At 62.8% G+C, this 25675-nt stretch carries 27 protein-coding genes; 19 read left to right on the forward strand and 8 right to left on the reverse strand.

Annotated elements, in window-relative coordinates; translation table 11 throughout:
• Positions 1-85: 85 nt before the first annotated feature.
• From ACPFL9_RS00775 to ACPFL9_RS00790, 4 genes are all read right to left on the reverse strand, one after another.
• Positions 86-1378 (reverse strand): ISL3 family transposase, encoded by a 1293-nt coding sequence (locus ACPFL9_RS00775; RefSeq protein ID WP_426005187.1) that lies wholly within the window; start codon positions 1376-1378, stop codon positions 86-88.
• Positions 1379-1598: 220 nt separating this feature from the next.
• Positions 1599-2432 (reverse strand): alpha/beta fold hydrolase, encoded by an 834-nt coding sequence (locus ACPFL9_RS00780; RefSeq protein WP_426005188.1) that lies wholly within the window; start codon positions 2430-2432, stop codon positions 1599-1601.
• 62 nt (positions 2433-2494) lie between these two features.
• Positions 2495-3358 (reverse strand): alpha/beta fold hydrolase, encoded by an 864-nt coding sequence (locus ACPFL9_RS00785; protein WP_426005189.1) that lies wholly within the window; start codon positions 3356-3358, stop codon positions 2495-2497.
• Positions 3359-3367: 9 nt separating this feature from the next.
• Positions 3368-4258: an alpha/beta fold hydrolase gene (locus ACPFL9_RS00790; RefSeq protein ID WP_426005191.1), complete on the reverse strand. Its 891-nt coding sequence runs from the start codon at positions 4256-4258 to the stop codon at positions 3368-3370.
• Positions 4259-4314: 56 nt separating this feature from the next.
• Here ACPFL9_RS00790 and lysS point away from each other — a divergent pair, with 56 nt between their 5' ends.
• The 15 genes from lysS to ACPFL9_RS00865 all read left to right on the forward strand — a co-directional run bounded on the left by lysS (position 4315) and on the right by ACPFL9_RS00865 (position 17281).
• The gene (gene lysS, locus ACPFL9_RS00795; protein WP_426005192.1) at positions 4315-5844 is read left to right on the forward strand and encodes a lysine--tRNA ligase; all 1530 of its coding nucleotides are present in this window, start codon (positions 4315-4317) and stop codon (positions 5842-5844) included.
• 2 nt (positions 5845-5846) lie between these two features.
• Complete coding sequence (locus ACPFL9_RS00800; RefSeq protein ID WP_426005193.1) at positions 5847-6020, forward strand: hypothetical protein; 174 nt, start codon at positions 5847-5849, stop codon at positions 6018-6020.
• Positions 6021-6149: 129 nt separating this feature from the next.
• Positions 6150-6476, forward strand: coding sequence for a histone-like nucleoid-structuring protein Lsr2 (locus ACPFL9_RS00805; RefSeq protein ID WP_426005194.1), 327 nt, complete (start codon positions 6150-6152; stop codon positions 6474-6476).
• 436 nt (positions 6477-6912) lie between these two features.
• The gene (locus tag ACPFL9_RS00810; protein ID WP_426005196.1) at positions 6913-9405 is read left to right on the forward strand and encodes an ATP-dependent Clp protease ATP-binding subunit; all 2493 of its coding nucleotides are present in this window, start codon (positions 6913-6915) and stop codon (positions 9403-9405) included.
• A 132-nt stretch (positions 9406-9537) separates the two neighbouring features.
• Complete coding sequence (locus ACPFL9_RS00815; RefSeq protein ID WP_426005198.1) at positions 9538-10722, forward strand: glycosyltransferase; 1185 nt, start codon at positions 9538-9540, stop codon at positions 10720-10722.
• 111 nt (positions 10723-10833) lie between these two features.
• Complete coding sequence (locus tag ACPFL9_RS00820; protein WP_426005199.1) at positions 10834-12930, forward strand: S9 family peptidase; 2097 nt, start codon at positions 10834-10836, stop codon at positions 12928-12930.
• Between the two features lie 146 nt (positions 12931-13076).
• Complete coding sequence (locus ACPFL9_RS00825; RefSeq protein WP_426005201.1) at positions 13077-13580, forward strand: Asp23/Gls24 family envelope stress response protein; 504 nt, start codon at positions 13077-13079, stop codon at positions 13578-13580.
• Complete coding sequence (locus tag ACPFL9_RS00830) at positions 13577-13768, forward strand: DUF2273 domain-containing protein (protein ID WP_426005203.1); 192 nt, start codon at positions 13577-13579, stop codon at positions 13766-13768. Before ACPFL9_RS00825 ends, ACPFL9_RS00830 begins: the two co-directional genes overlap by 4 nt.
• Positions 13765-14109, forward strand: a complete 345-nt coding sequence (locus ACPFL9_RS00835; protein ID WP_426005204.1) for a hypothetical protein — start codon at positions 13765-13767, stop codon at positions 14107-14109. The genes ACPFL9_RS00830 and ACPFL9_RS00835 overlap by 4 nt, the downstream gene beginning before the upstream one ends.
• A complete protein-coding gene (locus ACPFL9_RS00840; RefSeq protein WP_426005205.1) occupies positions 14106-14687 on the forward strand; it encodes a hypothetical protein in 582 nt (193 codons plus the stop codon). Before ACPFL9_RS00835 ends, ACPFL9_RS00840 begins: the two co-directional genes overlap by 4 nt.
• Positions 14684-15289 (forward strand): hypothetical protein, encoded by a 606-nt coding sequence (locus ACPFL9_RS00845; RefSeq protein ID WP_426005206.1) that lies wholly within the window; start codon positions 14684-14686, stop codon positions 15287-15289. The genes ACPFL9_RS00840 and ACPFL9_RS00845 overlap by 4 nt, the downstream gene beginning before the upstream one ends.
• A gap of 36 nt (positions 15290-15325) precedes the next feature.
• Positions 15326-15556 (forward strand): CsbD family protein, encoded by a 231-nt coding sequence (locus ACPFL9_RS00850; RefSeq protein ID WP_426005207.1) that lies wholly within the window; start codon positions 15326-15328, stop codon positions 15554-15556.
• 233 nt (positions 15557-15789) lie between these two features.
• Complete coding sequence (locus tag ACPFL9_RS00855) at positions 15790-16365, forward strand: RNA polymerase sigma factor (protein ID WP_426005208.1); 576 nt, start codon at positions 15790-15792, stop codon at positions 16363-16365.
• Positions 16362-16964, forward strand: a complete 603-nt coding sequence (locus ACPFL9_RS00860) for an Asp23/Gls24 family envelope stress response protein (protein WP_426005210.1) — start codon at positions 16362-16364, stop codon at positions 16962-16964. The genes ACPFL9_RS00855 and ACPFL9_RS00860 overlap by 4 nt, the downstream gene beginning before the upstream one ends.
• The gene (locus ACPFL9_RS00865) at positions 16961-17281 is read left to right on the forward strand and encodes a hypothetical protein (RefSeq protein ID WP_426005211.1); all 321 of its coding nucleotides are present in this window, start codon (positions 16961-16963) and stop codon (positions 17279-17281) included. The genes ACPFL9_RS00860 and ACPFL9_RS00865 overlap by 4 nt, the downstream gene beginning before the upstream one ends.
• Positions 17282-17291: 10 nt before the next feature.
• On the opposite strand, the gene ACPFL9_RS00870 is transcribed toward ACPFL9_RS00865, so the two are convergent.
• Positions 17292-18032: an ANTAR domain-containing protein gene (locus ACPFL9_RS00870; RefSeq protein ID WP_426005213.1), complete on the reverse strand. Its 741-nt coding sequence runs from the start codon at positions 18030-18032 to the stop codon at positions 17292-17294.
• 111 nt (positions 18033-18143) lie between these two features.
• On the opposite strand from ACPFL9_RS00870, the gene ACPFL9_RS00875 reads away from it, so the two are divergent.
• Complete coding sequence (locus ACPFL9_RS00875; RefSeq protein ID WP_426005215.1) at positions 18144-18524, forward strand: STAS/SEC14 domain-containing protein; 381 nt, start codon at positions 18144-18146, stop codon at positions 18522-18524.
• Between the two features lie 381 nt (positions 18525-18905).
• Here the strand turns inward: ACPFL9_RS00875 and ACPFL9_RS00880 are convergent, their stop codons facing one another.
• Both ACPFL9_RS00880 and ACPFL9_RS00885 read right to left on the reverse strand, forming a co-directional pair.
• Entirely contained in the window at positions 18906-19073 is a 168-nt protein-coding gene (locus ACPFL9_RS00880) for a DUF2437 domain-containing protein (RefSeq protein ID WP_426007463.1), read from the reverse strand.
• A gap of 51 nt (positions 19074-19124) precedes the next feature.
• A complete protein-coding gene (locus ACPFL9_RS00885) occupies positions 19125-20162 on the reverse strand; it encodes a LacI family DNA-binding transcriptional regulator (RefSeq protein WP_426005217.1) in 1038 nt (345 codons plus the stop codon).
• Positions 20163-20326: 164 nt separating this feature from the next.
• On the opposite strand from ACPFL9_RS00885, the gene ACPFL9_RS00890 reads away from it, so the two are divergent.
• Together ACPFL9_RS00890 and ACPFL9_RS00895 are read left to right on the forward strand one after the other, a co-directional pair.
• The gene (locus tag ACPFL9_RS00890; protein WP_426005218.1) at positions 20327-21262 is read left to right on the forward strand and encodes a dihydrodipicolinate synthase family protein; all 936 of its coding nucleotides are present in this window, start codon (positions 20327-20329) and stop codon (positions 21260-21262) included.
• A 174-nt stretch (positions 21263-21436) separates the two neighbouring features.
• Positions 21437-22756: an Nramp family divalent metal transporter gene (locus ACPFL9_RS00895; RefSeq protein WP_426005219.1), complete on the forward strand. Its 1320-nt coding sequence runs from the start codon at positions 21437-21439 to the stop codon at positions 22754-22756.
• A gap of 321 nt (positions 22757-23077) precedes the next feature.
• On the opposite strand, the gene ACPFL9_RS00900 is transcribed toward ACPFL9_RS00895, so the two are convergent.
• Complete coding sequence (locus ACPFL9_RS00900; protein ID WP_426005220.1) at positions 23078-23536, reverse strand: carboxymuconolactone decarboxylase family protein; 459 nt, start codon at positions 23534-23536, stop codon at positions 23078-23080.
• A 1070-nt stretch (positions 23537-24606) separates the two neighbouring features.
• Between ACPFL9_RS00900 and ACPFL9_RS00905 the strand changes: the two genes are divergently transcribed.
• Positions 24607-25614 carry a response regulator transcription factor gene (locus ACPFL9_RS00905; protein WP_426005221.1) on the forward strand — a complete coding sequence of 336 codons (1008 nt, stop codon included), beginning with the start codon at positions 24607-24609 and terminating at the stop codon, positions 25612-25614.
• The last annotated feature ends 61 nt before the right edge of the window (positions 25615-25675 follow it).

The raw sequence follows: 25675 nt of genomic DNA on the forward strand, positions 1-25675 counted from the left end.
AAAAACCCCGACCACAACAACCGGGGCTAAACCCACTTAACCGGCTCTTCACGGTTCGTGGTGAATGTTCTGCCGTGGCGGATGTTCATGCCGCTGTTCTAACGGCACTGCGCAACAGGATACGCGTTTTGTAGTTCCGTGCGTTGGTGAATCCCCGACCTGTCCTTTTGATGTGTTTTATGGCGGTGTTGTTGGCTTCGACTTTCGCTGTTGTCGCGCCGGTGACAATGAGGACTTCAATCTCTTTCCACCAGCGGCAGACCGTGCGCCAGAGCCGGTTCGTTTCCGGTTGTGTGGCCTTCTCGACCAGGGATTGCAAACGGTCTTTCGCGGCAGCAGCGTCGGCGAGGGACCCGGTCGCGAGGAGGGTTCGGAGCTGTTCTTTGACCAACCATGCGGCCTGCAGTTTCCCGGTGGCGTCGTCGGTCGCGAAAACGGTGCTGAGCCTGTCTCGTGCCCGGTCCGAGAGTGTGTCGCCGGCTCGCAGCAGCAGACGCCGGTTGGCCCAGACCGGGTCGATGGAGCGTCCTCTGCGGCCGTGGACTTGCTGGGTGAGGCGTTGCCGGACTTCGGTGAGCATGTCGTTGCCGAGCTTGACCAGGTGAAACGCATCAACTGACACGGCGGTGCGTGGCAGCCACATCCGCAGGGCCTTGCGGAACGCTGCAGAGGGGTCGATCGCGACGACCTGCACGCCCAACCGCCATTCAAGCGGGCGGGCGAAGAGCCAGTCGCCGACGCCATCACTGTCGCGGCCGTCCACGATGCCTAGAACTTGACCGGTGTCCAGATCGACGATTGTGGTCATCCATGGTTCGTAGCGTTTCCAGGCTTTGGTGGCGGGATCGCGGAAGAACCGGACCGACCGGTAGCGGTGTTCATCAATCCCAAGCATCCGCGGTGCCATTGCATCAACGTCGGGCAGCGTCAGCGCGGCCGCCGAGTCCAGGGCCCGCTGGACCAGCCACCACGACACCCCGAAGGATGAGGCTGCTTCCATTGCTGCCCGTCCGGACCCGATCACGGCAGCTACGAGCGCGTCGCGAAGGCGGCGGGTGGACCGTGCCCGGCGGGGAACCTGGCTTGTTTCCTCGGTGAACGTCTGCTGAGGGCACAAGTACTCATCGCAGAAGAACCTCCGCTTGGCCCAGACCACTTCGACTGGCCCGGCGATGGGGATGTCACGCAGCCGTTGTGGCCGGCGGGAATGAACCCGGGCGCTGATCACGCCGCAGGACGGGCAGCCGGCCTCTGCGGTGGCTTCGACACTGACCCGCCGCTGCCCGAAGCCCAGGATCTCGGTGCCGGTGACGCGGTAGTCGGGCAGGTTGATGATGGCGGTGGCAGCATCAGGGTGCGGGGAAGTAGGCTCGATCAAGGCTCGTAGCTCCTGACTTGATGAATGCGTAGAGAACATCCATCACAGCAGGGCTACGAGCCCTTCAGCTCTCAAGACACGAGACCCGATTCACCATCTACCGTGAAGAGCCACTTAACCCCCAAACCAGATCGCAAACCAGGCCGTTCCCAGCGCCCGGAACGCGCACAAACGCGACCTGATCGGGTAGCCGCTACCCCGAGAAGAACTCGGGTAGCCGCTACCCCGAGAAGAACACCGACAACTCAGAGATCAACTTGTCCGGCGCCTTGTTGGGCCCATCGTGCCCGAACCCCGGCAGGATGGTGTAACTGGAACCGGACAGGACATCGTGGATCTGCCCGCAGGCCACACCGAAGTAGGCCGGGCTCTTTTCACCCACAACGATCAGTGTTTCCAGGGGCAGTTCAAGGAACGGTTCAGCGGGCATGTCAGCGGCGATCACGGCCTTGATTTCCCGCACTCCACAGGTCATGAGCTCACGCATCTGCTTCCCCATGGGCGTTCCCGAGGTGAGTTTGGTGGCGAGTGTCAGCATGGACAGCGGCATCCGCGAAAAGGCGCCGCCGGTTTCAACGCCCTTGATCAGGACGGCGAGGCCACGGTCGTAGTCTCCCGCCGCCGTCGCGCGTTCATATTCCGGCGTCCAGTCGGCTTTGACGCTGTGGTTGACCGAAACTGCGGGGTCGTACACTGCGAGCCGCTCCACGGGCAACGTTCGTGCGGCATGGAGCGCCACTGCCCCGCCAAAGCTGTGGCCGAAGACGTCGGTGCTGACGGTGTGCTTCATGACCGCCGAGAGGTCCCGGATGTCGGCTTCCAGGGTGTAGTCCTCTGCCTGTGGTGAAGAGTTGCCCCGCCCGCGACGGTTGAACGTGTGAACCGGCCGGCCCAGGGCTTCGCTCAGCTTCTGCGCAAAACGCGTGTAATCGGCGGCGGTCACCATGGAGGCGGGGACCACCACGACGCCGGAACCTGCCCCTGTCAGGTCACCACCCGTGGTGAGAACTTCGAGGTGTCCGCCGTCCGCTGTGGTGATGATCTCGCGAGTCATGTTCCGAGCCTAACCGAGCCACCTGAATGCCGGCAGCATGCCCTTGCCGTGTGGAAGGTGTCCTATCCGTGCGGCCGCATGAAGTAGTCGGAGATGTCCGTGACCAGTTCCTTCACGGCCGCCGGCACCGAGCCATGGAAGCCTTTGGGGGAGACTTCCAACGTGCTTCCCGGAACAGCGGCGTGCAGTCGTGTGGCTGTCACCTTGTAGTACTGGGGGCTCTTCTTCCCGACCATGAAATGCGTGTTCGCGGGCAGGACTAAAAAGTCGCTGGCTTTTCCGCTGGCCTCAAAGGCTGCCTTGAGTTCGCCCACGCCCGAGGGGAGGAGTTCGCGGAACAACCTGTTGATCTTGGTACGGGATACCACGGCCATCAGCCCGGCAAGGACCGGTTCCGGCACACGCGCGAGAGCCGTTCCGGGATGCATTCCCCGCTTCAGCCGGGCAAGGGCCAGATTGATGTTGCCCTGGTCCACGGAACTCGCAAACGCGTCCAGCCAGTTGGTGTCCATGCTTCCGTCGATGTTCACGGCGGCGTCGTACACGGCCAGCTTTCCCGGCTCGTGCCACGTGCCGGCGAACGCCTGTGCGGCGTTCAATGCCACCGAGCCGCCGAGGCTGTGGCCCAGGATGTTCCTGGCACCGGTTGCGTCCATGATGGTGCGGACATCGGCAATTTCCGTGGCCATGGAGTAGTTGTGGGGTTGTGCCGTCGACTTCCCGCGGCCGCGGCGGTCGTACACGTCCACGGCCCAGCCCTCGCCCAGCCCCTTGGCGAGGGCGATCGAGAAGGGCCGGTAGATCAGGGCCGTCAGGAACGCTCCGCCCACCAGGACTACACGATGTTCCCCGGGCGCGTCTTCCGTGCCGTAAGTGTATAAGGCGAGTTTGCCGCCGTCGTGCGTTTTGATGTCGCGTTCCCTCACCGGATCATCCTAGGTGGCCGGAACAGTGGCGGCCGGTTCCGCCGACAGGAAACGTGCAATCCGGGCGGCCAGGCGCCGTCCCGGCCGGAGCGGCCCCTCGTGGAACTGCAGCGGCACGATCGCAAAGTCGATGGCCGGCACAGCCCCCGCGAGGACGCGGCCCGTTTCAGCGAAGTAGGACGGGCTCCATCCGCCACTGAGCATCAGCGTGGGGGTGGCGAGCTTCACGAAGTCGCTGAGGTGAGCGTCGGCGTCGAGGACGGCGCGCATTTCGACGACGGCGGTGGGCAGCAGGGAGCGCATCTCGAATCCCAGCCGGGTACGGGCGGACATGATGCTGAGCATGCGGAGCGCGCCCATGGGCAGGTAGGAAATTGGCCCGGCTGTACCCAGCCCTTGGACAAGATGCGCCCACGCGTGGTCGAGTTGCCCCGCCGTCACGGCCAGCTCCAGCTCGGGGCGCCAACGGCTGGAGAGGTTGCCGGACAGCGACACTGCGGCATCGTAGGTGACCAGCCGGTTGATCGCGGCCGAGCGCGCAGCCTGGAGGGCGATGAAGCCGCCGTAGCTGTGCGCCACCACGTCCGACGAACCGCTCTTGGCCATCACTGCCTGCAGGTCCGCAACCTCCGTCTCTGCCGAGTACCCCGCCGGCTGGGGTGCCGATCTGCCGCGCCCGCGCCTGTTGTAGCAATGCACCGGCCGGCCAAGCATGGCGCCCAGGGTCCGGGCGAACGGCCAGTACAGGGAATCCGTCACCAAGGTGCCGTGGACAACCACGACGCCGGGTGGTTCCGCAGGTGCCGAAGATCCGGGAAGGGAGGCTCCCGACGCCGGGCGGAAGGTGTGCACCTCAAGCTGCCCGCCGCCGTCGTCCGTTTCAACCGTCCATGTCTCCACAGCCCGAGTCTATGTCCGGAAGTGGCGGCCCGTAATCAACGGTAAACTTAAGGACTGTGACTTCCGCAAACACCCCCGCCCCGAATGCCACCGCAGAACCAGCCGACGCCAGCGAGCAGATGCGCATCCGCATGGAGAAGCGCGCCAAGCTGATCGAGGGTGGCTCGGAGGCCTACCCCGTGGGTGTCGAGCGGACCCACTCACTGGCCGAAATCCGGGAGAAGTACGCCCACCTGGAAGCCGATGACACGACCGGCGACACCGTGGGCATCACCGGTCGCGTGGTGTTTGTCCGCAACACCGGCAAGCTGTGCTTTGCGACGCTGCAGGAAGGCGGCGTGGACGGCAAGGCGGTCCGCCTGCAGGCCATGCTCAGCCTTGCGAACGTCGGGGAAGAGGCGCTGGCCGAGTGGAAGGCCCTGGTGGACCTTGGCGACCACGTGTTCATCAAGGGAGAAGTCATCTCCTCCCGCCGCGGTGAGCTCTCCGTCATGGCCGATTCCTGGTCCATGGCCTCGAAGGCCCTGCGGCCGCTTCCGGTGCTGCACGCTGAACTCAACGAGGAAACCCGTGTGCGCCAGCGGTACGTGGACCTCATGGTCCGCGACGAAGCCCGCGAGATGGTCTACAAGCGTGCCGCCATCACCCGCTCTGTCCGCGACACCCTGGACCGCCATGGCTATGTCGAGGTGGAGACCCCCATCCTGCAGCTGGTCCACGGTGGTGCTACTGCCCGTCCGTTCGAGACGCACATGAATGCGTTCGACCAGAAGATGACCCTTCGCATCGCAACAGAGCTGTTCCTCAAGCGTGCAGTTGTTGGCGGTATCGACCGCGTGTACGACATGGGCCGCGTGTTCCGCAACGAGGGCGTGGACTCAACCCACAGTCCGGAATTCACCACCCTGGAGTGCTACGAGGCGTGGGCTGACCAGTTCGTCATGGCCGAGCGGATGAAGGAAATCATCCTGAATGTGGCCGACGTCGTAGGTACCCGCACCATCCAGACGGAGGCCGGCGAGATCAACCTCGACGGCGAATGGGCCTGGCTTCCGGTATACCCGGGTCTTTCCGAGGCCGTGGGGGTAGAGATCACCCCGGACACCACGGTGGCGGAGCTGCAGGCCATCGCCGCCAAGCATGAGGTCAAGGTCGATCCCCAGTGGGACGCCGAGAAGCTGGTGGTTGAACTGTTCGGCGAAATCGTGGAACCCACGTTGCTGAACCCCACTTTCGTGTACGACTACCCGCCGTCGGCCCAGCCCCTGGCGCGTCCGCACCGCGAGGACGGCCGCCTGATCGAGGCCTGGGACCTGATCATTGGCGGCATGGAGCGGGGCACGGCGTTCTCCGAGCTCATTGACCCGGTCATCCAGCGTGAACGGCTGACGGAGCAGTCACGGCGCTCGGCCGCGGGCGACGTCGAAGCCATGCAGCTGGACGAGGACTTCCTCCGTGCCCTGGAATACGGTGCACCGCCCATGGGCGGTATCGGCCTGGGTATTGACCGCCTGGTCATGCTCTTCACGGGTGCAGGCATCCGTGAAACCATCCTGTTCCCCTTGCTGAAGCCTGAAGGCCACTGACCATGGAATACATCGCAGTCCTGGCGCCGTCCATCGTTGTTGGATTGATCTTCTGGTTCGCCATGAAGTCGATCTTTAATGCGGACAAATCCGAGCGCCAGGCCGAAGCCCGCGCCCAGGCCGAGGCCGATATGCGCAATTCGACGCCTGACACCGAGGGCCCGGCCGCTAAATAGCCCGTAAATTGGCGGGGTGTAAGCGGTAATCCACATATGCCTTTGACGAGTGTGCTTGCCGTGAACGATAATCAGGAATAGCACTATGGGGATTTCTGAATATCCAACCCTCCAAAAGAGAGGCTACTCATGGCACAAAAAGTAAAAATCATCCTCGTCGATGACCTGGATGAGGGGGCAGCCGATGAAACTGTCCGCTTTGGCCTGGACGGTGTCAGCTACGAGATGGACCTGTCCACCGCTAACGCCTCTTCCCTGCGCCAGGCTCTTGAGCCGTATGTGGCCAAAGCACGGAAGACATCAGGTGGCCGTGCCACCAAGGGCCGTTCCACCACTGCCCGTAACCAGGATTCCGCGCAGATCCGCCAGTGGGCCCGCGACAACGGTTACACGGTAAACAGCCGCGGCCGTATTCAGGCCGAAATTCAGGAAGCGTACCAGAAGGCCAATTCCTGATTCACCTGCCTCAATGCCCCGGCTGCGTGCCGGGGCATTGGCGTTTAACGGGCGCCCTTTGTTGGGTTCTGCTTCCTTCCTGCCTGGAATATGCGGGAATCACGACAGGCGATGCGGCGGTCAATATCCGCGCCGTGGTCCGGCAAAGACGACGCCGCGCAATGCCGGTTTGGTAATTCGGGGCCTCGCCCGGCTATTGCTGTTTGGTCCAAGGTGCCGGGACCGGCAGGGTTTTCGGGCGCGGACCGGCAGGAAAAGTCCTGCGGGTCCCGAGCGCCGTGCTCCCCGGCACCGGCCCTGGCGGCATGTGCGGCTGCGGGAGAAGTGGGGGAAATTTATTCCGCAAGGCGTCATGTTTCCCCTGTGGCGAACACGCTCCAAATCTCCGGCTTCGCCACGTAGCATCAAAGTACGTCGTAGCTAGGAGTGTGGCGAAATGTTTGAGAGATTTACAGACCGTGCCCGTCGCGTGGTAGTCCTTGCCCAAGAAGAGGCACGGATGCTGAATCACAACTACATCGGTACCGAACACATCCTCTTGGGTCTGATCCACGAGGGTGAAGGTGTTGCCGCAAAGGCGCTTGAGTCTTTGAGCATTTCGCTCGATGGCGTCCGCGAGCAGGTGCAGGAGATCATCGGCCAGGGCCAGCAGGCTCCGTCCGGGCACATCCCGTTCACGCCGCGCGCCAAGAAGGTGCTGGAGCTTTCCCTCCGCGAGGCACTTCAGCTCGGCCACAACTACATCGGCACCGAGCACATCCTGCTCGGCCTCATCCGCGAGGGCGAGGGCGTTGCTGCCCAGGTGCTGGTCAAGCTCGGAGCGGACCTCAACCGCGTCCGGCAGCAGGTCATCCAGCTGCTGTCCGGCTACCAGGGCAAGGAAACTGCCGGCGCGGGCAGCGGCCAGGGCCAGCAGGAAGGCACTCCGGCAGGTTCCGTGGTGCTTGACCAGTTCGGCCGCAACCTGACCCAGGCTGCCCGCGAGAACAAGCTTGATCCCGTGATCGGCCGCGAGCAGGAGATGGAACGCGTCATGCAGGTCCTCTCCCGCCGCACCAAGAACAACCCCGTGCTTATTGGTGAGCCCGGCGTCGGCAAGACGGCCGTCGTCGAGGGCCTCGCCCAGGCGATCGTGCGCGGCGACGTCCCGGAGACCATCAAGGACAAGCAGCTGTACACGCTTGACCTCGGTTCGCTGGTGGCAGGCTCCCGCTACCGTGGTGACTTCGAAGAGCGCCTGAAGAAGGTCCTCAAGGAAATCCGCACCCGCGGCGACATCATCCTGTTCATCGACGAGATCCACACCCTCGTCGGTGCAGGTGCGGCTGAAGGCGCCATCGACGCCGCGTCGATCCTGAAGCCGATGCTGGCCCGTGGCGAACTCCAGACCATTGGTGCCACCACGCTGGACGAGTACCGCAAGCACATCGAGAAGGACGCCGCCCTGGAGCGCCGCTTCCAGCCGATCCAGGTCAAGGAGCCTTCCGTCGCCCACGCGATCGAGATCCTCAAGGGCCTGCGTGACCGCTACGAGGCACACCACCGCGTGACGATCACCGATGGCGCCCTTGCCTCCGCTGCGCAGCTGGCCGAACGCTACATTTCGGACCGCTTCCTGCCGGACAAGGCGATCGACCTGATCGATGAAGCCGGCGCCCGCCTGCGCATCCGCCGCATGACCGCTCCGCCGGAGCTCAAGGCCATGGACGAGCGTATTGCTGACGTGAAGCTGGAGAAGGAATCGGCGATTGATGCCCAGGACTTCGAGGGTGCCGCTTCGCTGCGCGACAAGGAGCAGAAGCTCATTGCCGAGCGCGCAGAGAAGGAGCGCAACTGGAAGTCCGGCGGCATGGACGACATCTCCGAGGTTGACGAGGACCTGATCGCAGAAGTCCTCGCGAACTCCACGGGCATTCCGGTCTTCAAGCTCACCGAGGAAGAATCCTCGCGCCTGCTCAAGATGGAAGAGGAACTGCACAAGCGCGTTGTTGGCCAGGACGAGGCCATCAAGGCCCTGTCGCAGGCCATCCGCCGCACGCGTGCCGGCCTGAAGGACCCCAAGCGTCCGGGTGGCTCGTTCATCTTCGCCGGCCCCACCGGCGTCGGAAAGACCGAGCTCGCCAAGGCACTTGCCGAGTTCCTGTTCGGTGAAGAGGACGCCCTCATCACGCTGGACATGTCCGAGTACTCCGAGAAGCACACGGTTTCGCGTCTCTTCGGTGCTCCTCCGGGCTACGTCGGCTACGAAGAAGGCGGCCAGCTGACCGAGAAGGTCCGTCGCCGTCCGTTCTCCGTGGTCCTGTTCGACGAAGTTGAGAAGGCTCACGCCGATCTCTTCAACTCCTTGCTGCAGATCCTGGAAGACGGCCGCCTGACCGACTCCCAGGGCCGCGTGGTGGACTTCAAGAACACCGTGATCATCATGACCACCAACCTGGGTACCCGCGACATCTCCAAGAGCGTCGCTACCGGCTTCCAGTCCGGAACCGACACCCAGACCGGCTACAACCGCATGCGTGCCCGGGTCACGGAGGAGCTCAAGCAGCACTTCCGCCCCGAGTTCCTCAACCGTGTTGACGACGTCGTGGTGTTCCCGCAGCTGACGCAGGACGAGATCATCGAGATCGTGGACCTGTTCGTGACCCGCCTGGAGCGTCGCCTCAAGGACAAGGACATGGGCATCGAGCTCACCAAGGCCGCCAAGGTCCTGCTCGCCACCCGTGGTTACGACCCCGCAATGGGTGCCCGGCCGCTGCGCCGCACCATCCAGCGCGAGATCGAGGACCAGTTGTCCGAGAAGATCCTGTTCGGCGATCTCCACACCGGTGACATCGTTGTGGTGGATGTGGAAGGCGAAGGCGACGACGCCAAGTTCACGTTCGAAGGCAACGCCAAGCCGCGGATCCCGGAGATCGCTCCTACCGCGTAAGGCAGAAGCTACACAAGCAGAGTGCCCCGCACATTCTCCTGGGAGTGTGCGGGGCATTCGTGTTTCCAGGAAGTGGGTTTCTTGATGCGGGTTTTGATGGTGGCGCCGGGGACCCGTGGGGACGTTGCTCCCATGGCGGGCCTCGGTCGCCGATTGCAGGAGCACGGGTTTGAGGTCACGGTTGCTGCCAACCCAGCCTATGCACAGCTGGTGGTGTCGTCGGGTTGCGGGTACAGCCCATTGCCCGGGGACCTGACGCGCATCATCACGCGGACGGCCCCTGGCACCAAACCGGCCATGGGGGACCTGGCCACCACATGGCGGGCGCTGGGGGAGTACATGGACCGCGCCGCCACAGGAACGCTGGCGGCGGCGGAAGCGGGGGCCGATGTCATTCTCGCCAATTCGGTGGCTCCCTACGCGTACGACGTCGCGGAGGCGCTGGGCATCCCCGCCATTGGCGCGCACCTGCAACCGGTGGAACCCAGCGCCGACTACCCGCCCGTGCTGATGGGGTCCGCCCGGGACCTGGGAAAGTTGGGCAACAGGATCGTCGGGGAGCGTGCCCTGGCCGGACCTGCTCCCTATGATGCGCCGGGCGCCCGGCTTCGGCGGGAACTCGGGTTGCCCAAGCTGTCCCGCCGAGCCGCGGACCGCCGTCGAAGGCGCCGGAACGCAACCGTCCTCCATGGCATCAGTCCCACGGTCCTTCCGCGGCCGGCCGACTGGCACCCCGGTTTGGTCATGGCCGGGTACTGGTGGCCACCATCCCGGCCGGAGTGGCGTCCGGATGCGGAGTTGGTGGACTTCCTTGCCGCAGGTCCCGCGCCGGTGTTCGTTGGCTTCGGCAGCGGCGCCGCCCTGGACGTGGAGCTCGTCCTGCAGGCTGCCCGGCGGGCCGGTGTCCGTGTGGTGATGCAAGGGGGGAGCGTGAGGGAAGATGACGCCCTGGGCGTCGGCGACGTCCCCCACGAGTGGCTCTTCCCCAGGATGGCGGCTGTTGTGCACCACGCAGGTTCAGGTACGACGGCGGCCGGTCTCCGCGCGGGGGTACCAACAGTTTGCGTCCCGGTCTTCACGGATCAGCCGCTGTGGGCCTCCCGCATTGCTGCGCTGGGCGCCGGGCCGAGGCCTGTCCCGTTCCGTGAGCTCACGGCGGAGCGCCTTGGCGACGCCATCGCCAAGGCGGCCAGGTCGCCGTCGTACGCTTCCCGGGCTAGGCTGCTCGCCGGACGTATCGCGGTTGAGGACGGAACCGGCCCGGTCCTCCAAGCCCTCACCCAACTAAGTAGCAGCAGAGCGCGTTTACAGGGCTGAAAACGCGCACAAATGCGACCCAGTTGGGTGAGGGGGGTGGATGTGAAAGCAGTGTTTCACTCTTAGTGAACCACTCTGTGATTGAGGGCACATTAAGTGTTGAATCGGATCATGCCTTCGACTGACTCCCACACCCCGCAACCAAAGACTCCTTTCCACGATCTGGACCACTACCTGGCCATTCCCCGGGTCAGTGGCCTCACCCTCAGCCCGGACGGCACGCGGCTGGTCACCACGGTCACGACACTCAACGGCAAGGGCACCGAGTTCGTGACGGCCCTGTGGGAGCTCGACCCCGCGGGGGACAAGCAGGCGCGCCGGATCACCCGCAGTGCCAAGGGCGAGGCCGGCGCTGCGTTCGCGGCCAACGGCGACCTCTACTTCACCTCGGCCCGGCCGGACCCGGAGAGCCCGGACGAGGATCCTGTGAACGCACTCTGGCTGCTGCCCGCGGCTGGGGGAGAGGCCCGGGTGGCGCATTCCCGCGCCGGAGGCGTCAGTTCCGTCCTCGCCGCGGCAGACGCGGATGCCGCCTTTGTTGTCGCGGACGTCCTGGCCGGCTCCACGGACGAGGAAAACGATGAAGAGCGCCGCAAGGCCCGCAAGGACAACAAGGTCTCGGCCATCCTGCACAGCGGCTATCCGGTGCGCTATTGGGATGCCGACCTCGGTCCTTCGCAGCCGAGGATTTTCGCGGTGGAGGCAGGCGAGGTCGGTGAGCCAGGGAAGCCCGCGACCATTGACGCCGGGCCGCCGGTCAAGCTCCGGAACCTGACTCCCGCCGTCGGAGGTTCGCTGCGGGAAGCGAAGACCGTGGTGAGTCCCGATGGCAAGACCATCTACACGAGCCTCACCAAAGCGCTTGCGAAGGCTGACAGCCGCGAGGTGCTTGCCGCCGTCGACGTCGCCACCGGCACCGTCAAGGTGCTGCTGGACCACGACGGCATGAGCTACTTCCCCGGCCCGGTCAGCCCGGACAACCGCACGCTGGTGGTGCAAAGCGAAAGCGACACCACCCCAACCCAGGCCCCGCAGGTCAAGCTGCATCTGCTCGATGTCTCAGGCGGTGAAACTACTGACCTGGTGCCGCTTGCGCACAACTGGGACCGCTGGGCCACCCCGGTTGCCTGGCTTCCGGACGGCCGTGCCGTCCTTGTCACGGCGGACGACGACGGCGCGTCGCCGGTTTTCCGGGTGGACGTCGCCGACGGTGGGGTCACCCGGGTGACGAATGACGCGGCGGCGTATACCGACGTCGTGGTTTCCCGTGACGGCAGCACAGCGTATGCGCTGCGGAGTTCGTACGAATTCCCGTCGGAAGCTGTGCGGATCGACCTTGCCTCCGGTGACGTTGTCCGGCTTCCGGCTCCAGCGGAGCGGCCCGTTTTTGACGGACGGCTGGAACGGGTGGAGACGACGGCGGCTGACGGTACGCGGGTGCCTGCGTACCTGGCTCTGCCTTCGGGGGCGTCGGAGACCGCGCCTGCCCCGCTGTTGCTGTGGATCCACGGTGGACCGCTTGGTTCCTGGAACGCGTGGACCTGGCGCTGGAACCCGTGGCTCCTGGTGGCCAAGGGCTATGCCGTGCTGCTTCCGGATCCGGCGCTGTCCACGGGGTACGGGCAGGAGTTCATTCAGCGTGGCTGGGGTGAGTGGGGAAAGAAGCCGTACTCCGACCTGATGGCCATGACGGACGCAGTGGTTGCGCGCCCGGATATCGACGAGTCCCGGACCGCGGCCATGGGTGGTTCGTTCGGCGGCTACATGGCCAACTGGGTTGCCGGACAGACGGACCGGTTCAAGGCGATCGTGACCCACGCTAGTCTGTGGGCGCTGGACCAGTTCGGACCCACGACTGATGCTGCGCAGTACTGGCTGAAGGAAATGACCGTGGAGATGGCCATGGAGAACTCACCGCACCTGAACGTCGGCAACATCACGACACCCATGCTGGTGATCCACGGGGATAAGGACTACCGCGTGCCGATCGGCGAAGGCCTGAGGCTTTGGTATGAGCTGCTTTCGTCGTCCGGGCTGCCTGCGGGTGAGGATGGGCAGAGTCCGCACCGGTTCCTGTACTTCCCGGACGAGAACCACTGGGTACTCCAGCCGCAGCACGCCAGGATCTGGTACGGAGTGGTGGAGCACTTCCTGGCCAAGCAGGTGCTCGGGGAGGACGTGGAGCTGCCGGAGGAGCTGGGAGTTTAGCCCTGGGCCTTGATGCCGCTGTTTACGTCACCGTGTTCCATGTGTGAGCCATATCACACATAAAGTTCCGTGAGCTTTCGATGCCTCATCCCGTCCTCCTTATGAAGGCGCAAAACGCGACCATCTCACCGACAGGAGCGAGTGCTATGACAAACCAGACGCATACCCCCGCAGAGGTTGCAGCAAGGAACACCTCATCTGCTGTGGCAAAGACCGGAGCAACGTCCGCTCCTTCCCTTAAGGAAGCCGTGGAGTACAAGGGCAAGGACGGCCGCGGAGCAACGAACGTCGCTGACGGTGTGGTGGCCAAGATCGCCGGGATCGCCATCCAGGAAATCCCCGGCGTTCACGCACTGGGTGGCGGCGCTGCACGCGCCATCGGCACCTTGCGCGAAAAGGTGGGCCAGAAGGACCTGACCCAGGGCGTCAGCGTGGAAGTCGGCCAAACCCAGGTTGCTGTTGACGTCACCCTCGTCGTCGAATACCCGTACCCCCTTCAGGAAGTTGCCGACAACGCCCGCAACGCTGTCTACACCGCCATCGAAGACCTCGTTGGCATGGAAGTCACCGAAGTCAACATCACCATCACCGACATCCACGTCCCCTCCGATGAATCCGACGACGACGATCGGGAACCGAGGGTGGCATGAGTCCCACGGTCACCGGCATCGCCATAGGAGCCGTCCTGGCGATTGCCGGCTTGTGGTTCGGATTCTGGGGGCTGCTGCTGACGGCGCTGTTCATGGGGATCGGAGCAGTGTTGGGCAGATCGGCAGAAGGCAAGCTTGACCTCGGCGGGGTGTTGGACGCCCTGCGCGGCAAGCGCTCGTCCTCATGACGCGGGCCGGGCACACCCGGATTGCCCGCACGGCGCTGCGAAAGACCGTGGAGGCCGTCACAGCAGAAGCTTTCCGGGTGAGTGGCAGGAACGTCACCGCGGAACTCGACGACGACGGCGGCAAGCTGGGTGTGAGGGTAGCCGTACAGCTGGCCCTTCCCCAGTTGCCCTCCCCGCAGTCCGATCCCCGCCACGGGGGAAACGTCTTCGAACAGGCCCAAAGCGCACGCTCCAGGATCGTGGCCCGCGGGCTGCAACTGACGGGAATGACCTTTGGCCGGGTAGACATCAGGCTCACAGCAGGCAAACCGCCACACAACCAGGAAAGGAGGGTGCGGTGAGTGCGGACAGCATCAGCAGGCGCATGATCCGCAGGGAGACCCACTCCTCGCGGGCGCTGGCCTCATCCATCTGCGCAGTACTGGTGGCTGGCGTCTTCCTGTGGCTGGCAGCGGAAATCGTGCTGTGGCTGGTGCGCGGGCCAGCCGTGATCGCAGGGCCGGCGCAGCTGCTTCAGTGGCTGACAGACCTGCCGGTGAGGACCATCCCGGCGGGTCTGGCCGCCGCAGGAGCGGGACTTGGGTTACTGGGGATGCTTCTCCTGGGCCTTGCCTTCGGGCGTGGTCGCAAGGCACGGCGAGCCCTCAGCAGTGACCGCAGTGCGGTCGTCGTTGACGACGAGGTCATTGCAGCGGCGGTCTCCGGCAAGACCCGCCAGGTCGCGGGCCTCGCGCCCGGCCAAGTGACCACCACCGTCGGTGGACGGTCCGTACGCGTCCGGGTGCGTCCGACGTCGGGCATTGCGCTGGACCCGGACGCCATCCGCAAAGCGGTGGACGACGAACTGGCCGCCTACGGAATGGCTGGCCCGTTCACATCGTCAGTGAAGGTGGCCAGCCAAGGAGCGGTGGGGCAATGAGGAAGACCAACAGGGCTTTGAACCGGACACTGCTTGCCCTTCTGGGCGTAGTCCTGGCGGGTGCAGGCGCCGCACTGATCGCGGCCGTCGTCGTTCCCGGATTCGCGCAGACGTGGACCTCCACCGGAAACCGGCTCCGCGACCAGTCGCGGGAACTGCTCACATCCGCCCCGTTGGCAGATCCGCCACGAAGCTGGTGGGCAGTGGTGGCCGTAGCTGCGCTGCTGGTTGCGGCGGCACTCAGTGTGGGCTGGTTGGTCTCGCAGGGCGGCGGTCGCACGGCCCGCTTGGCGGAAGTGCACGACGGCGACCGCGGACGCACCGTGGTGGACACCGGACTCATCAACTCGGCCGTGCAGGAAGCAGTCAAAGGCAACCGCGAAATCCTCGCCAGTTCCGTTTCGGCATGGGAGTTGCGCAAAGGGACGGCGATCAAACTCCGGATAGAGGCACGCAAGGGAGCTTCGCCGCGTGAGCTGGTGGAGACAGCCGAACTGCTGGTCCAGCCGATCGACACGTGGCTGGGGGGCCAGACACCCGTGCTGGTGCGCATCACCGCCGGCACCCGAAGCCGGTTGGCCGGCACCGGCCGGGCCCGCTAGGAACCATCAACAACACAACAGGAAAGGAAAACCATCATGGGAATCAACGACAAAATCAACAACGCGGCCACTGAGCACCTCGGCGCAGCCAAGGAAAATGCCGGCAAATTGACCGGGAACGAATCCCTGGAACGTGAAGGCCAGCAAGACCAGGCAGAGGCCAAGGTTCAGCAGGCCGGCGAGAAGGTCAAGGACGCAGCAGCCGACATCGCCGAAAACCTCAAGGACGCTGCCCACAAGATCAAGGAAGGCTTCTCCAGGAAATAGCCACTGAACCTGTGAGGGCGGACTGTGGCGAAGAACGGACGCGGCAGCCCGCCCTCCGGGATCCCCTCGCTGGAAGCCGGGCACCAAAGTCAAGGTTGAGCCATCCGGTGCCGGACCTGATCCGAATCACCATCGATGCCTGAATCGGCTTGAACAAGGCGGGCAAACGGACGTTTCCGAGTTTGCGCAGTGCCTCCCCGGGCATCGCGCAAAGCAGCGAAGGAAGGAGTCGCGTGACAAACGCACAACGGGCCCGGAATCCGTTGGATCATGTTCCGGACGCCATTCTTGCCGGAAGGGCGGGCGACGGTGACACCGCAGCCTTCGAGGCTTTGGCCCGGCGGCATGGACCTGTGATGCGGGCCAGCGCCCGCCGCCTCACCGGATCCTGGGCCGACGCCGACGACGTTGTCCAGGAGTCGCTGGTCCAGGCATGGAGGCAACTCGAGAGCCTGCGGGACCCTGCGGCGGTCCGAAGCTGGCTGTTGCGGATTGTTGGCAGCCGGAGCATCGACCACCTGCGGAAGCGCCGGAACCATGCGGAACTCGAATCTGCGCAAGTGCCGGCGCCGCAGCCCAGGGCCCAGGATCCGGAACCGGCCGCCCTCAACGGATCCGGGGTGGAAGCCCTCAAGGCTGCCCTCGCCGAGTTACCGGAAGAACAAAGGCGATGTTGGGTTCTCAGGGAATTCAATGACCAAAGCTATGAGGAGATCGCCGAGACGTTGAAGATCAGCCCTGACAGCGTCCGCGGCCGACTGGCCCGGGCCCGCATCACCCTCGCACGCAGAATGGAGGAATGGCGATGAACGCTTCGCATGACACCATGGAATGCGGACATTCCCTTGCGGAGTTGAGCGACTACCTTGATACCGGCGAATTCAGTGATCCGGCACATCTGGAATCGTGCCCCGAATGCCAAGCAGGACTGGCAAGCCTCCGCCGCCTCTCCCGCTTCGCGGGCGACCTTGTGCACGCAGATACGGCCGAGGCAGGCTCGGGCACCGATGAATGGATGCAATCGATCCTGTCCAACTTGCGCTTGGAGCTTCGGCCCGGGCGGACAATCCCGCTGCGTTCGGACAACCCGGCCGATGTGCTTTCGGAAACAGAAGGAGCCATTACTGCGCTCATCCGGTCCCTCGTGGATGAGATTCCCGGAACCGCCGCGGGGAGGTGCAGCCTGCTGGGGGACGTCACGGAGCCAGGCGCTGGAATCAGCGTCCACGTGGACGTGGCCGTGATGTATGGCCGGCACCTTGAAGAACGGGCCAGTGAAGTCCGCGCCCGTCTGGCAGAGGCACTGGGGACGCATACGGAGTTGAACGTCACCGGGATCGACGTGACCATCACCGACGTGCTCGAACCCGCTGCCAGTCCAGAGAACAACCGGGAGGAGCAACCATGACGGAACCGGCAACCGGTGCGCTCGCCGACCAACTGATGCGGATAGCCCAGGCCGTTGATGGGGTCAGTGCGCTGTTCCCCGCCCGGCCATTGTGGCAGTCCGTGGCGGGAGTGGCCCTGCAAGCCATAACGGGTGAAGCGCTGCCCCTGGTTGCGCTGACGGAAAGCCCCGGCGGAGTGTCCGTCAAGGTGAGGATCGGGGTCGAGGCTGCCCATTCCGCACCAGCGGTGGCGCGAAGAGTAGCCCAAGCGATCCGAAGCCACCTGCATGAGCCGGCTGCCGCCGTCGAGGTTTCCGTGGTCAAAATCGGAGGCTGACCGGCAGGCGCTAGTCTTCGAAGTGCGTTGAGGGGGCAGGGGTTGTGCCATTGCGTTCGGACATGATGCCAGCGGCTACGTCGTGCAGTTTCTGGTTGCGGTTCTGCGAGGCCTGGTTCAGGAAAGCGAAGGCTTGTTCCTGGGTGCAGTTGTTTTCGGCCATGATGATTCCGGTTGAGAGGTCGATGACGGTGCGGCGTTTCATGGCGGCTTTGAGGTCCTCGGCGAGCAGGTCCGCTGCCGCGATCCGCAGCGCAAGTCGCAGTGCCTGCCCGGCCATGTCCGCGAATATCTTCGCTTCACTCACTGCGTCGTCGGTGAACGCGTGGGTGTTGGGGGCGAAGAAGTTCAGTGCTGCGGAGGCGTCTTTGCCCAGCTCCAGCGGCGCCGCGAGGACGCTGCGTGCCCCGGCGGAATCCAGGGTCGCTGCGTATGCAGGCCACGGGGAAGCTGTGCTGGTGTCGGCCAGAACCACCGGTGACCGGGTTTGCAGGGCTTCCAGGACAGGACCGTCACCCAGGGCCTGTTCGATGCCGTCCCAGAGGATGGCGTTATCGCTGCTGCCAGCCAAGGTCACGGCCCGCTTGCGGCGCCAAAGGGTCACGGCGCATTCGATGCGGGTGCCGGTAGCCCGGCTCAGAGTGGCCGCGGCGTAGCCGGTCATGCGGTCCAAAAAGGACTTAACATCGTCGGAACCAGCGATGAGTTGGTGCAGTCGCTGGAAGTCCTCATTCTGCTCCTCAGTTTCCACATCCAGCATTGTAGGTGCGGGTATTTTGACCTCGCAATATGGCGCCTCCCGGACGGGCCGGGTGCTGCGGGTTAGTCTTAGCGTCACAGGACGCAATGGGGGGAGTGCCAAATGGAGCAGGAGACCGTGGACGGCGGCAAGGGAACCATCGGGCTCGACGGGCAAGGAATCCTGCAGCTGATCTGGGGACAGGGCACCGTCCTGACGGCGGAGGACGTGCGCGCGGCAATGGACAAGATCAACAAACTCGCCGGTGACGCCGAGTATCCGATGCTGATCGACATCACCCACACCCAGTCGGTCACCCGGGAGGCCAAATCGGCTTTCAGTACAAAATGCGCTGCTTCGCGGATCGCATTGGTGGGTTCAAACCCGGTCAACCGGGTCATCGCCAACTTCGCCATGTCACGGCGCACGCTGCCGGTTCCCACCCGGTTCTTCGCCTCCCACGATGAAGCCATCACCTGGCTGCTGACTCCTGAGTATTCCTGAGTCGTTGCCGGTCGCGGCAGCGGCTGAAGGCTTCCGCAGCGCGACCAACGCCCCGCGAGGCCGGGCCGCGCACGGGAAGCAGTAACGCCGACGCTGGCAGCGGCACACCTGGCTCTGAGCGCTAGTCAAGCCCCCTGCGCCACCAATCGACTCGGGGGGGAGTAGAGCCAAACTGCAGGCCGGGTGGGGGTTCAGCGCAGCGGATCCCGAGCGTCCTTGTGAGCCTTGTGGGCCCATTCCTTCAGTCGGCAGGTCGCAGGAACTCAGCACCCGAGCCAAACTCATTAACCTCGGAGATTTTGGGTGACGCCGTTGCTCAGCGACTGGCGCGCCACCCATACGAATTTGAGAGCGAACGCCGATAAGCACCCATATGTCGTGTTATCCTCTGCGCTGATTCGAAAATCCGCTGCGGGCTGTGATCGGCGCGAGCAGCCGAACATCATCTAGACGGTAAGTCTTGTGGGTGAGGTTGATGCCGTCGATGAATGGGTCGCCGCTGATGACGGTGACTTCCTCGTGGTTGGGCTGGCCCGTGTGACACCAAATAAGGTTTCATCACCGGCGGAGAATCGGCCGATGCGCACAGTGTCCTACAAGTCAGGGTTTGACGGCTCGGGTATGTAGCAGAGGTGCTCCGCTGGATTGACGTGGCATCAGACTTGGCGTCGCCTTCCGGATACGCGGTTCGGTGCCGGGGTTGACGATCAGATCTATGGCCGTCGCAGCGATTTGATCTAGCGGGACGCGGACCGAACTGAGTGGCGTGGGCAAGCGCGCCGACAGTGGTGTGTCGTTGTAGCCAACCAGGGCGAGGCTATTGGGGATTGTGATGCCAGCGTGCTGGGCGGCTGCTATGACACCCATCGCGATGTTGTCGTTCGCGGCGAAAATAGCCGTGGGCCGGTTTTCGGGTCCTGCGGCGAAGAGGGTTTGTCCTGCGGTGTAGCCGTTTTCGATTCCGTAACCGGCAGCGACCATCCATTCCTCCCGGGCTGAGACTCGCGCTTCCTCCAACGCCCTGCGGGCCCCTGCCAGACGTGCCGTTCCGGTAGAAGTGAAGACCGGACCAGTGATCACGGCAATATCCCGATGTCCAAGGTCAACCAGGTGTCGGACGGCGAGGTAGCCGCCAACCTCATCATCACCGACGGCGGACGGGCTTTCGCCGTCCGTGCGAAGGACAAGCGCATGCGTCACCGCGCGCTGACGCAGGAGTTTCGGCAACTCATCGCCGAGCCGGGCTGTAGCAAGGATCAGCCCGTCGACGTTCCGGTCCAACAGTGTCTCCGCTGCACGGCGTTCATCTTCGGGGTCGTCACCGCTGCTGGCCACCATGGCGAAGTAGCCGCGCGCCGCTGCGGCACGTTCAACCGCTTCGAACATCAACGCCATGACCGTATCGCTTAGGCGGGGTACCAGCACTCCGAGGGTCCTGGTTTCTCCCCGGCGAAGACTGGAAGCAAAGGAATTCCTGCGGTAGCCAAGCTCTTCGGCTACCTTCCGCACGTGTGCCGCTGCAGCCGACCGTGAGGGCGTGCGTTCGTCCAAAGCTCGACTGGCCGTAGAGATGCTCACGCCACTGGCCGCTGCGACGTCCTTCAGGGTAACGATCGCTGCGGGTAAGGCCTGCTCCATCGCGGTTCTCCTCTTTACCAAGGGTGTAACAGACACTCTATTCCTCCTTCATGCAAACGTTCTCTTGACAGTGAGCTGCGACACGTGCAAACTTGAAAACGTTCCCGCAAACGTTTTCATCCTAGCGGGATTACCGACATCAATGAAGAGAAAAGGTAGCTGTAATGACACTCGATCTCCGCGGACTCAGCCCCGCACCCGTCACCCCGTTCACTGAAGATGGCGCTGTCGACTTTGCTGCAATCCAGCGTCTGGGTTCGTGGCTTGGATCGATTGAAGGCGTGAAGAGCCTGGTCGTCTTGGGACACGCCGGCGAAGGCACGTTCCTCACTGAAGAGGAGCAGCTGGACGTAATCCGTGCCTTCGTCGCCTCGACCGAAGGCCGCGTCCCGGTCGTGGCCGGCATCACGAAGGAAGGCAACAAGACTGCTGCCCTCGAGGCCAAGAAGGCAGTCGAAGCCGGCGCTTCAGCTGGGCTCGTATACCCCTCGCACGGGTGGCTGCGGTTCGGCTACCAGAAGGGCGCCCCGCAGTCGCGGTACAGGGAGATCTATGAAGAATCCGGTCTGCCGCTGATTCTTTTCCAGTACCCGGACAACACGAAGGCAACCTACGACCTCGACACTCAGCTGGAGATCGCGGGCCAGGAAGGCGTCTTTGCCACGAAGAACGGTGTCCGCAACATGCGCCGGTGGTACACCGAGATCCCGGCGCTGCGTGCCGCATACCCCGAACTGCAGATCCTGTCCTGCCACGACGAGTACCTCCTGCCGACGATGTTCGACGTCGACGGGTTGCTCGTTGGCTACGGCAACATCGCCCCCGAACTGCTCGTTGAACTGATCGAGGCCGGCAAGGCACAGGACTACAGGCGCGCCCACGCCATTCATGAGCGGCTACTGCCGGTAACCAAGAACGTCTACCACCGAGGCTCCCACATGGAGGGCACAGTCGCCCTGAAATGGGGCCTGGTGAACCGCGGCATCCTGGACCACGCCACCGTGCGCACCCCGCTCCTGCCGCTGCCTGACGGCGCCGAGGGCGAGATCGCAGATGCTTTCGCCGAAGCAAACATCGGCAAGGTCACTGTCCCGGCCTGATCGAGAGCAGGGTGCGTGCGGAGACCTTTCAACGCACGCACCCTGAGCCGGCACTATTCGCTTGAACGCAAGCGATCGGCCTCGCGGTAGGCCGCCCACCCGACATTGGGGTCGGAATAAGTAAAGTCAAAGAAGACTGAGCGGGAGAATAGTCCCGTGGAAGGAGGGCGCGCCGTGAGTGAGTACACGAAGACGCCTAGCACCTCACATAAGCCGGTCACCGGTCTGCGACGCCCGGCGGCCGACGACGTTCAGAACATGGTCAAAGCCCGGAAAACCCGTCGATCGTTCTGGCAGCAACTTGCCCTGATTGGTCCGGCCTTCGTCGCCGGCGCCTGGCAGTTTGGGCCCGGCAACCTCGCCACAGCCGTCCAGGCTGGCAGCGGCTACCAATACACCCTGATCTGGGTGATTATCGTCTCCACCATCCTGATGATCTTCCTTACGGACATGAGCGTTCGTTTAGGCATCAAATCCCCAGTTTCGCTTATCCAATCAATCAAGGACCACCTGGGCAAAACAGTCGGCGTGGTCGCCGGCATCGGCGTATTCTTGGTCACCTTGTGCTTCTCCGTCGGTAACGCTGTCGGCGTCGGCCTCGGCGCCTCCATGCTGTTCGGCGGATCGCCTGTCATGTGGACGATCGTCGGCACCGCATTGGTTGCCACGATTCTGCTGTTCCGCAATGTCTACCGGGTTATCGAAAAGGTGCTTGTCGTGATGGTCGGGGTGATGGCGGTTGCATTCGTTACGTCCGCGTTCATCGCGAACCCCGACTGGGCTGCGGCCGCATCTGGGCTGATCCCCAGCATTCCCAGCGATGCTTGGTTGCTGGTCATCGCTCTGGTCGGCACCAACTTCTCGGTGAACGCCGCCTTCTACACCTCTTACGGCACGAAAGAGCGGGCACGCGGTGAGGAAGACTACCGCGACATCACTATGGTCGATACGATCCCTGGCATTGTTGCTCCGGGCATCATGACGTCGCTCGTCATCGTCGTCGCGGCTTCCGTCCTCGGCGCTACTGGCCAGGTCGCTGCAACTATGGCCAAGCTCGGAAGCATCTTCGAACCCCTCGCCGGGCCGGTCGGCAGTGCAATCTTCGCGATCGGGTTCACTGGCGCTGCCTTCTCGGCAATGACCGCAAACTGCACGGCCGGCGGAACGATGCTTTCCGATGCACTCAACCGACGCGGCGCCAACGGCATCACATCCGGAACGCAGAAGTTCATCAGTGCGATCATCCTTGCGTTCGGCCTCACCATCACCGTCATCTTCCAAACCTCACCTGTTCAGGTGATTGTTGTAGCTCAGGCACTGACGATCCTGGTTGCGCCGCTGCTGGCAACACTGATCGTGGTCATGGCCAATCGCCGCAAGTTGATGGGTTCGCTGCGCAATAAATGGTGGCAAAACCTCTTCGGCGTTTTAGGACTCCTGGCGGTATTCATGCTGTCCATACGGCTGATCGTCAACTTCGCTGCCGGCGGCTGACGCGCCTGTTGTCTGTCCTACCTCGCGACCCTTGCATGAGTAGTGCCTCCACCAAACCGTGGGGGCACTACTTGTTGACCAGCAGCAACATCGATTGTGAGTTTACGACCACGTTCAAACCCTCACTCGGCAACCTGCAAGGAAGCGGTGCGGCCACAAACTCACGAATGCAGCACAAACTTGGCTGGGAGAATGAGGAGGTTCAGATCCTCCGTGTTCGAGGAAAGGCAAACGTTTATAGCGTTTTGGCTTTGGGGGGCACAAGGAAAGAAGCGTCTATGCGGCCCGTTTGACGTTGGGCAACTTTAGAAACCTCGAGTGTCAGCTGGTTCCGCTTCCACCTTCGTGAGCTGGGACAGTGGGTTCAAGCCCTTCGGCTTGGACCACTTCGCACCATGCCTCGAATCCGGATTGGAAGGCAACGACACCCGCTTCGGGGAGGGAAATTTCGATCGCTTCCAAAATTTCAGTAGGCGTAACCCCAAGGTCCAAGGCCACTCGGATGTGGCTTTGAATGTGCCCCTTGGCGGCCCGCATGACAGTAAGACTGACGATGAACAGGAGCTCCTTGGTCTTCCGATCCAGAGCTCGTTGATCGAGATATGCTGCGGAAACAAGATGGTTGGCAGCTTTCAGGACAGGGAAGTCCTGCTTTGCCATGACTTTGTGATAGTCGAGAACGTATCCCCTAGCACGGGCCATATCATCAATGTAGTTTTGCGCTTCCGTGCTTGTGTCAGTCACTTTATCAACCATGCTAACCCCTGTGAACAAATCCATGTAGAAGATACTTGATGATCTGCTTTATTCCCGAGGGTGAGATCCACCCTTCCTGATTTCGGGATTGGAAGATTCCATTATGTGAACATATGGATCGTTATGAAGGTCGGCGGCGAGATAGATTCTCACTGCTGACTCGGAGTCTTCTAGAGTCAAACCACCTCGGCGGGCGGTTCGAATTACGAGAAGAATCTGGAATGTTAGCGCCCCTAGCGTCAACAATATAAGACTGATGTCAAAGAGGGGATTAAATTCTCTTCCAAAGACATCTGCCCAATCCCATTCATCCTGCTGTCCTACCCAAGCGGAAATTTCGGAATGAAGTACAGCAAGGGAAGCGGTGCTGACATTCAGATAAGGCACCTCAACTCCCTCCACCGTGGCTCGCCAGCGTTTGGATGCACGGACCTAGGGATGACAACTGACACCCCAAGGCGAGGGAGGGGTACAGCTGGGGCATGACCGGATGCTCTTGGGTTCTTCCGCCAACCAAAGGCTGACTTCGTCATCTCTATGGAGAGCGATCCTCCCGCGACCGCCATCGATCCATACCCAAAAAATAGAGCCATCAGAGGCTATGTCTTCCACGGTTCCCCTGACCAGGATTTGATCCGTCCTGCGAAGAAAGACTTTGTCACCAGAGCTCAGGCCCACCCAGTCCTTGGGTTGCAGTGCCAGATGATCCATGAGTGAGGGCCAAGAAGCTGCTTTGAAGTGATGGGTAATTACCTCTGTCAAAGGACCGTTCCTTGCCTTGTCTCCGAAACTCGATGACGCCCGTCTTTCTCCGCTGACGAACCCATGCTGTTCAGAGTAGGCCCGATCTCGACAAAGGGCCTCCGTATTTCCACGTAACTTCGCGCCCAGCCCCATTGCGCCGGGTGGTTATAGGAAATATTGTCTTTCGAGGATAAACCGACCCTCTTCGGTGATTCATCAGGCGAGACCAATCGTTCCCCGCATCTCCTCATGTTGACTGTTCTTCAATCCAAGGTCGAGAACGTGCCTGCGGAGAGTGAGCGAGAAGGCCGCTGCTTGACTGGACCACCAGCCTCCCCTATAAACATGAGATGCAACCCCGCAAACAGAGCAAACTGCAGTTTGCGGCCGCACTTTCCCGGGCTCGTTCAATCGACGATCTCATCAAAGAGCTATATGCAGGCATTGGAAGTGTCTTCGACTCGGCTGCCGTGGGCTTCGATCTGCTTGACCCGGGTTCCCATCGCTTGCTGTCTACCTCGGCTCAGGGTGTGAGCGAATTTTTCCTTGCTCGATATGACAGCGTGGCCCGGAACGTGGACCCGGTACTGAAACAGGCCATCGTCCGTCGCGGCTTTGCGTACAACCTTGAGATGATGTCCGAAAAGGAGTGGCAGCAGCTGGAGGTTTATCGGGAGGCGTTCTCCCTGCATCGGCTGACGACCCTTGTCTACGTTCCGATCATAGTCTCCGACGAGGTGCTAGGAACCCTGAACATTGGAAGGGTCGAAGGGAAGCCTCGGTTTACAGCAAGGGAGCTGCATGATGTAGAGGAGGTCGGAGGTCTCCTCAGTTCGCTCATTGGGTCGATTTGTCTCCGTGAGCTCCTTGAACATGAAGTAAAGATGTTCCGTGACGCACTCGACATGAGTGATGAGCCAATTGTCATCAGTGATGCGGGGAGAGCCGCGCGCTACATGAATCCGGCCGCGAAGAAGACGTTGGAACGACAGCCCAGTGACGCCCCGCTGCTTGACGAAGCGCTTTTAGTGTTGCAGAACAGCCGCCCGGCACCGGACTCGATCCACGGATTTGTGAAGCGTGTTGTCTCACTGCCAGGTGGAGATGGGCTCATGGCAGTCCTGCGCAGCTCCGGGCAGGAAGATGGTATTCCTGAATGGCTTCGGCAGAGCCTTACCGCCCGCGAGAGTGAGGTGGTTATGTTGGTGAGCAAGGGCCTACGTGATGCCGAGATCGCCCAGAACCTCCACCTGAGCGTGCACACCGTAAAGGGGTATCTTCGCCAGATTTTTAAGAAAACCGGCACCCGTTCTCGAGTCGAGTTGGCGCGTTTAGCGGTTACCGAGCACCAGAAGTAGATCCCTCGAACGAGGGGGTCCGGCATTCCAGCCGTATGGAGGGCTGCCGGCGCTTCAATGC

It is taken from the genome of Paenarthrobacter sp. NyZ202 (assembly GCF_049860755.1).
Taxonomy (GTDB): Bacteria; Actinomycetota; Actinomycetes; order Actinomycetales; family Micrococcaceae; genus Arthrobacter.

Excerpts from the sequence above, each read along its gene's own strand:
- ACPFL9_RS00835 (WP_426005204.1), top strand. The coding sequence starts at position 13,765 with ATGACGCGGGCCGGGCACACCCGGATTGCCCGCACGGCGCTGCGAAAG.
- ACPFL9_RS00875 (WP_426005215.1), top strand. The coding sequence starts at position 18,144 with ATGGAGCAGGAGACCGTGGACGGCGGCAAGGGAACCATCGGGCTCGAC.
- ACPFL9_RS00810 (WP_426005196.1), top strand. The coding sequence starts at position 6,913 with ATGTTTGAGAGATTTACAGACCGTGCCCGTCGCGTGGTAGTCCTTGCC.
- ACPFL9_RS00825 (WP_426005201.1), top strand. The coding sequence starts at position 13,077 with ATGACAAACCAGACGCATACCCCCGCAGAGGTTGCAGCAAGGAACACC.
- ACPFL9_RS00890 (WP_426005218.1), top strand. The coding sequence starts at position 20,327 with ATGACACTCGATCTCCGCGGACTCAGCCCCGCACCCGTCACCCCGTTC.
- ACPFL9_RS00865 (WP_426005211.1), top strand. The coding sequence starts at position 16,961 with ATGACGGAACCGGCAACCGGTGCGCTCGCCGACCAACTGATGCGGATA.
- ACPFL9_RS00805 (WP_426005194.1), top strand. The coding sequence starts at position 6,150 with ATGGCACAAAAAGTAAAAATCATCCTCGTCGATGACCTGGATGAGGGG.
- ACPFL9_RS00780 (WP_426005188.1), bottom strand. The coding sequence starts at position 2,432 with ATGACTCGCGAGATCATCACCACAGCGGACGGCGGACACCTCGAAGTT.
- ACPFL9_RS00845 (WP_426005206.1), top strand. The coding sequence starts at position 14,684 with ATGAGGAAGACCAACAGGGCTTTGAACCGGACACTGCTTGCCCTTCTG.
- ACPFL9_RS00900 (WP_426005220.1), bottom strand. The coding sequence starts at position 23,536 with ATGGATTTGTTCACAGGGGTTAGCATGGTTGATAAAGTGACTGACACA.
- ACPFL9_RS00850 (WP_426005207.1), top strand. The coding sequence starts at position 15,326 with ATGGGAATCAACGACAAAATCAACAACGCGGCCACTGAGCACCTCGGC.
- ACPFL9_RS00860 (WP_426005210.1), top strand. The coding sequence starts at position 16,362 with ATGAACGCTTCGCATGACACCATGGAATGCGGACATTCCCTTGCGGAG.
- ACPFL9_RS00885 (WP_426005217.1), bottom strand. The coding sequence starts at position 20,162 with ATGGAGCAGGCCTTACCCGCAGCGATCGTTACCCTGAAGGACGTCGCA.
- ACPFL9_RS00815 (WP_426005198.1), top strand. The coding sequence starts at position 9,538 with ATGGCGGGCCTCGGTCGCCGATTGCAGGAGCACGGGTTTGAGGTCACG.
- ACPFL9_RS00820 (WP_426005199.1), top strand. The coding sequence starts at position 10,834 with ATGCCTTCGACTGACTCCCACACCCCGCAACCAAAGACTCCTTTCCAC.
- ACPFL9_RS00905 (WP_426005221.1), top strand. The coding sequence starts at position 24,607 with ATGCAACCCCGCAAACAGAGCAAACTGCAGTTTGCGGCCGCACTTTCC.
- ACPFL9_RS00830 (WP_426005203.1), top strand. The coding sequence starts at position 13,577 with ATGAGTCCCACGGTCACCGGCATCGCCATAGGAGCCGTCCTGGCGATT.
- ACPFL9_RS00800 (WP_426005193.1), top strand. The coding sequence starts at position 5,847 with ATGGAATACATCGCAGTCCTGGCGCCGTCCATCGTTGTTGGATTGATC.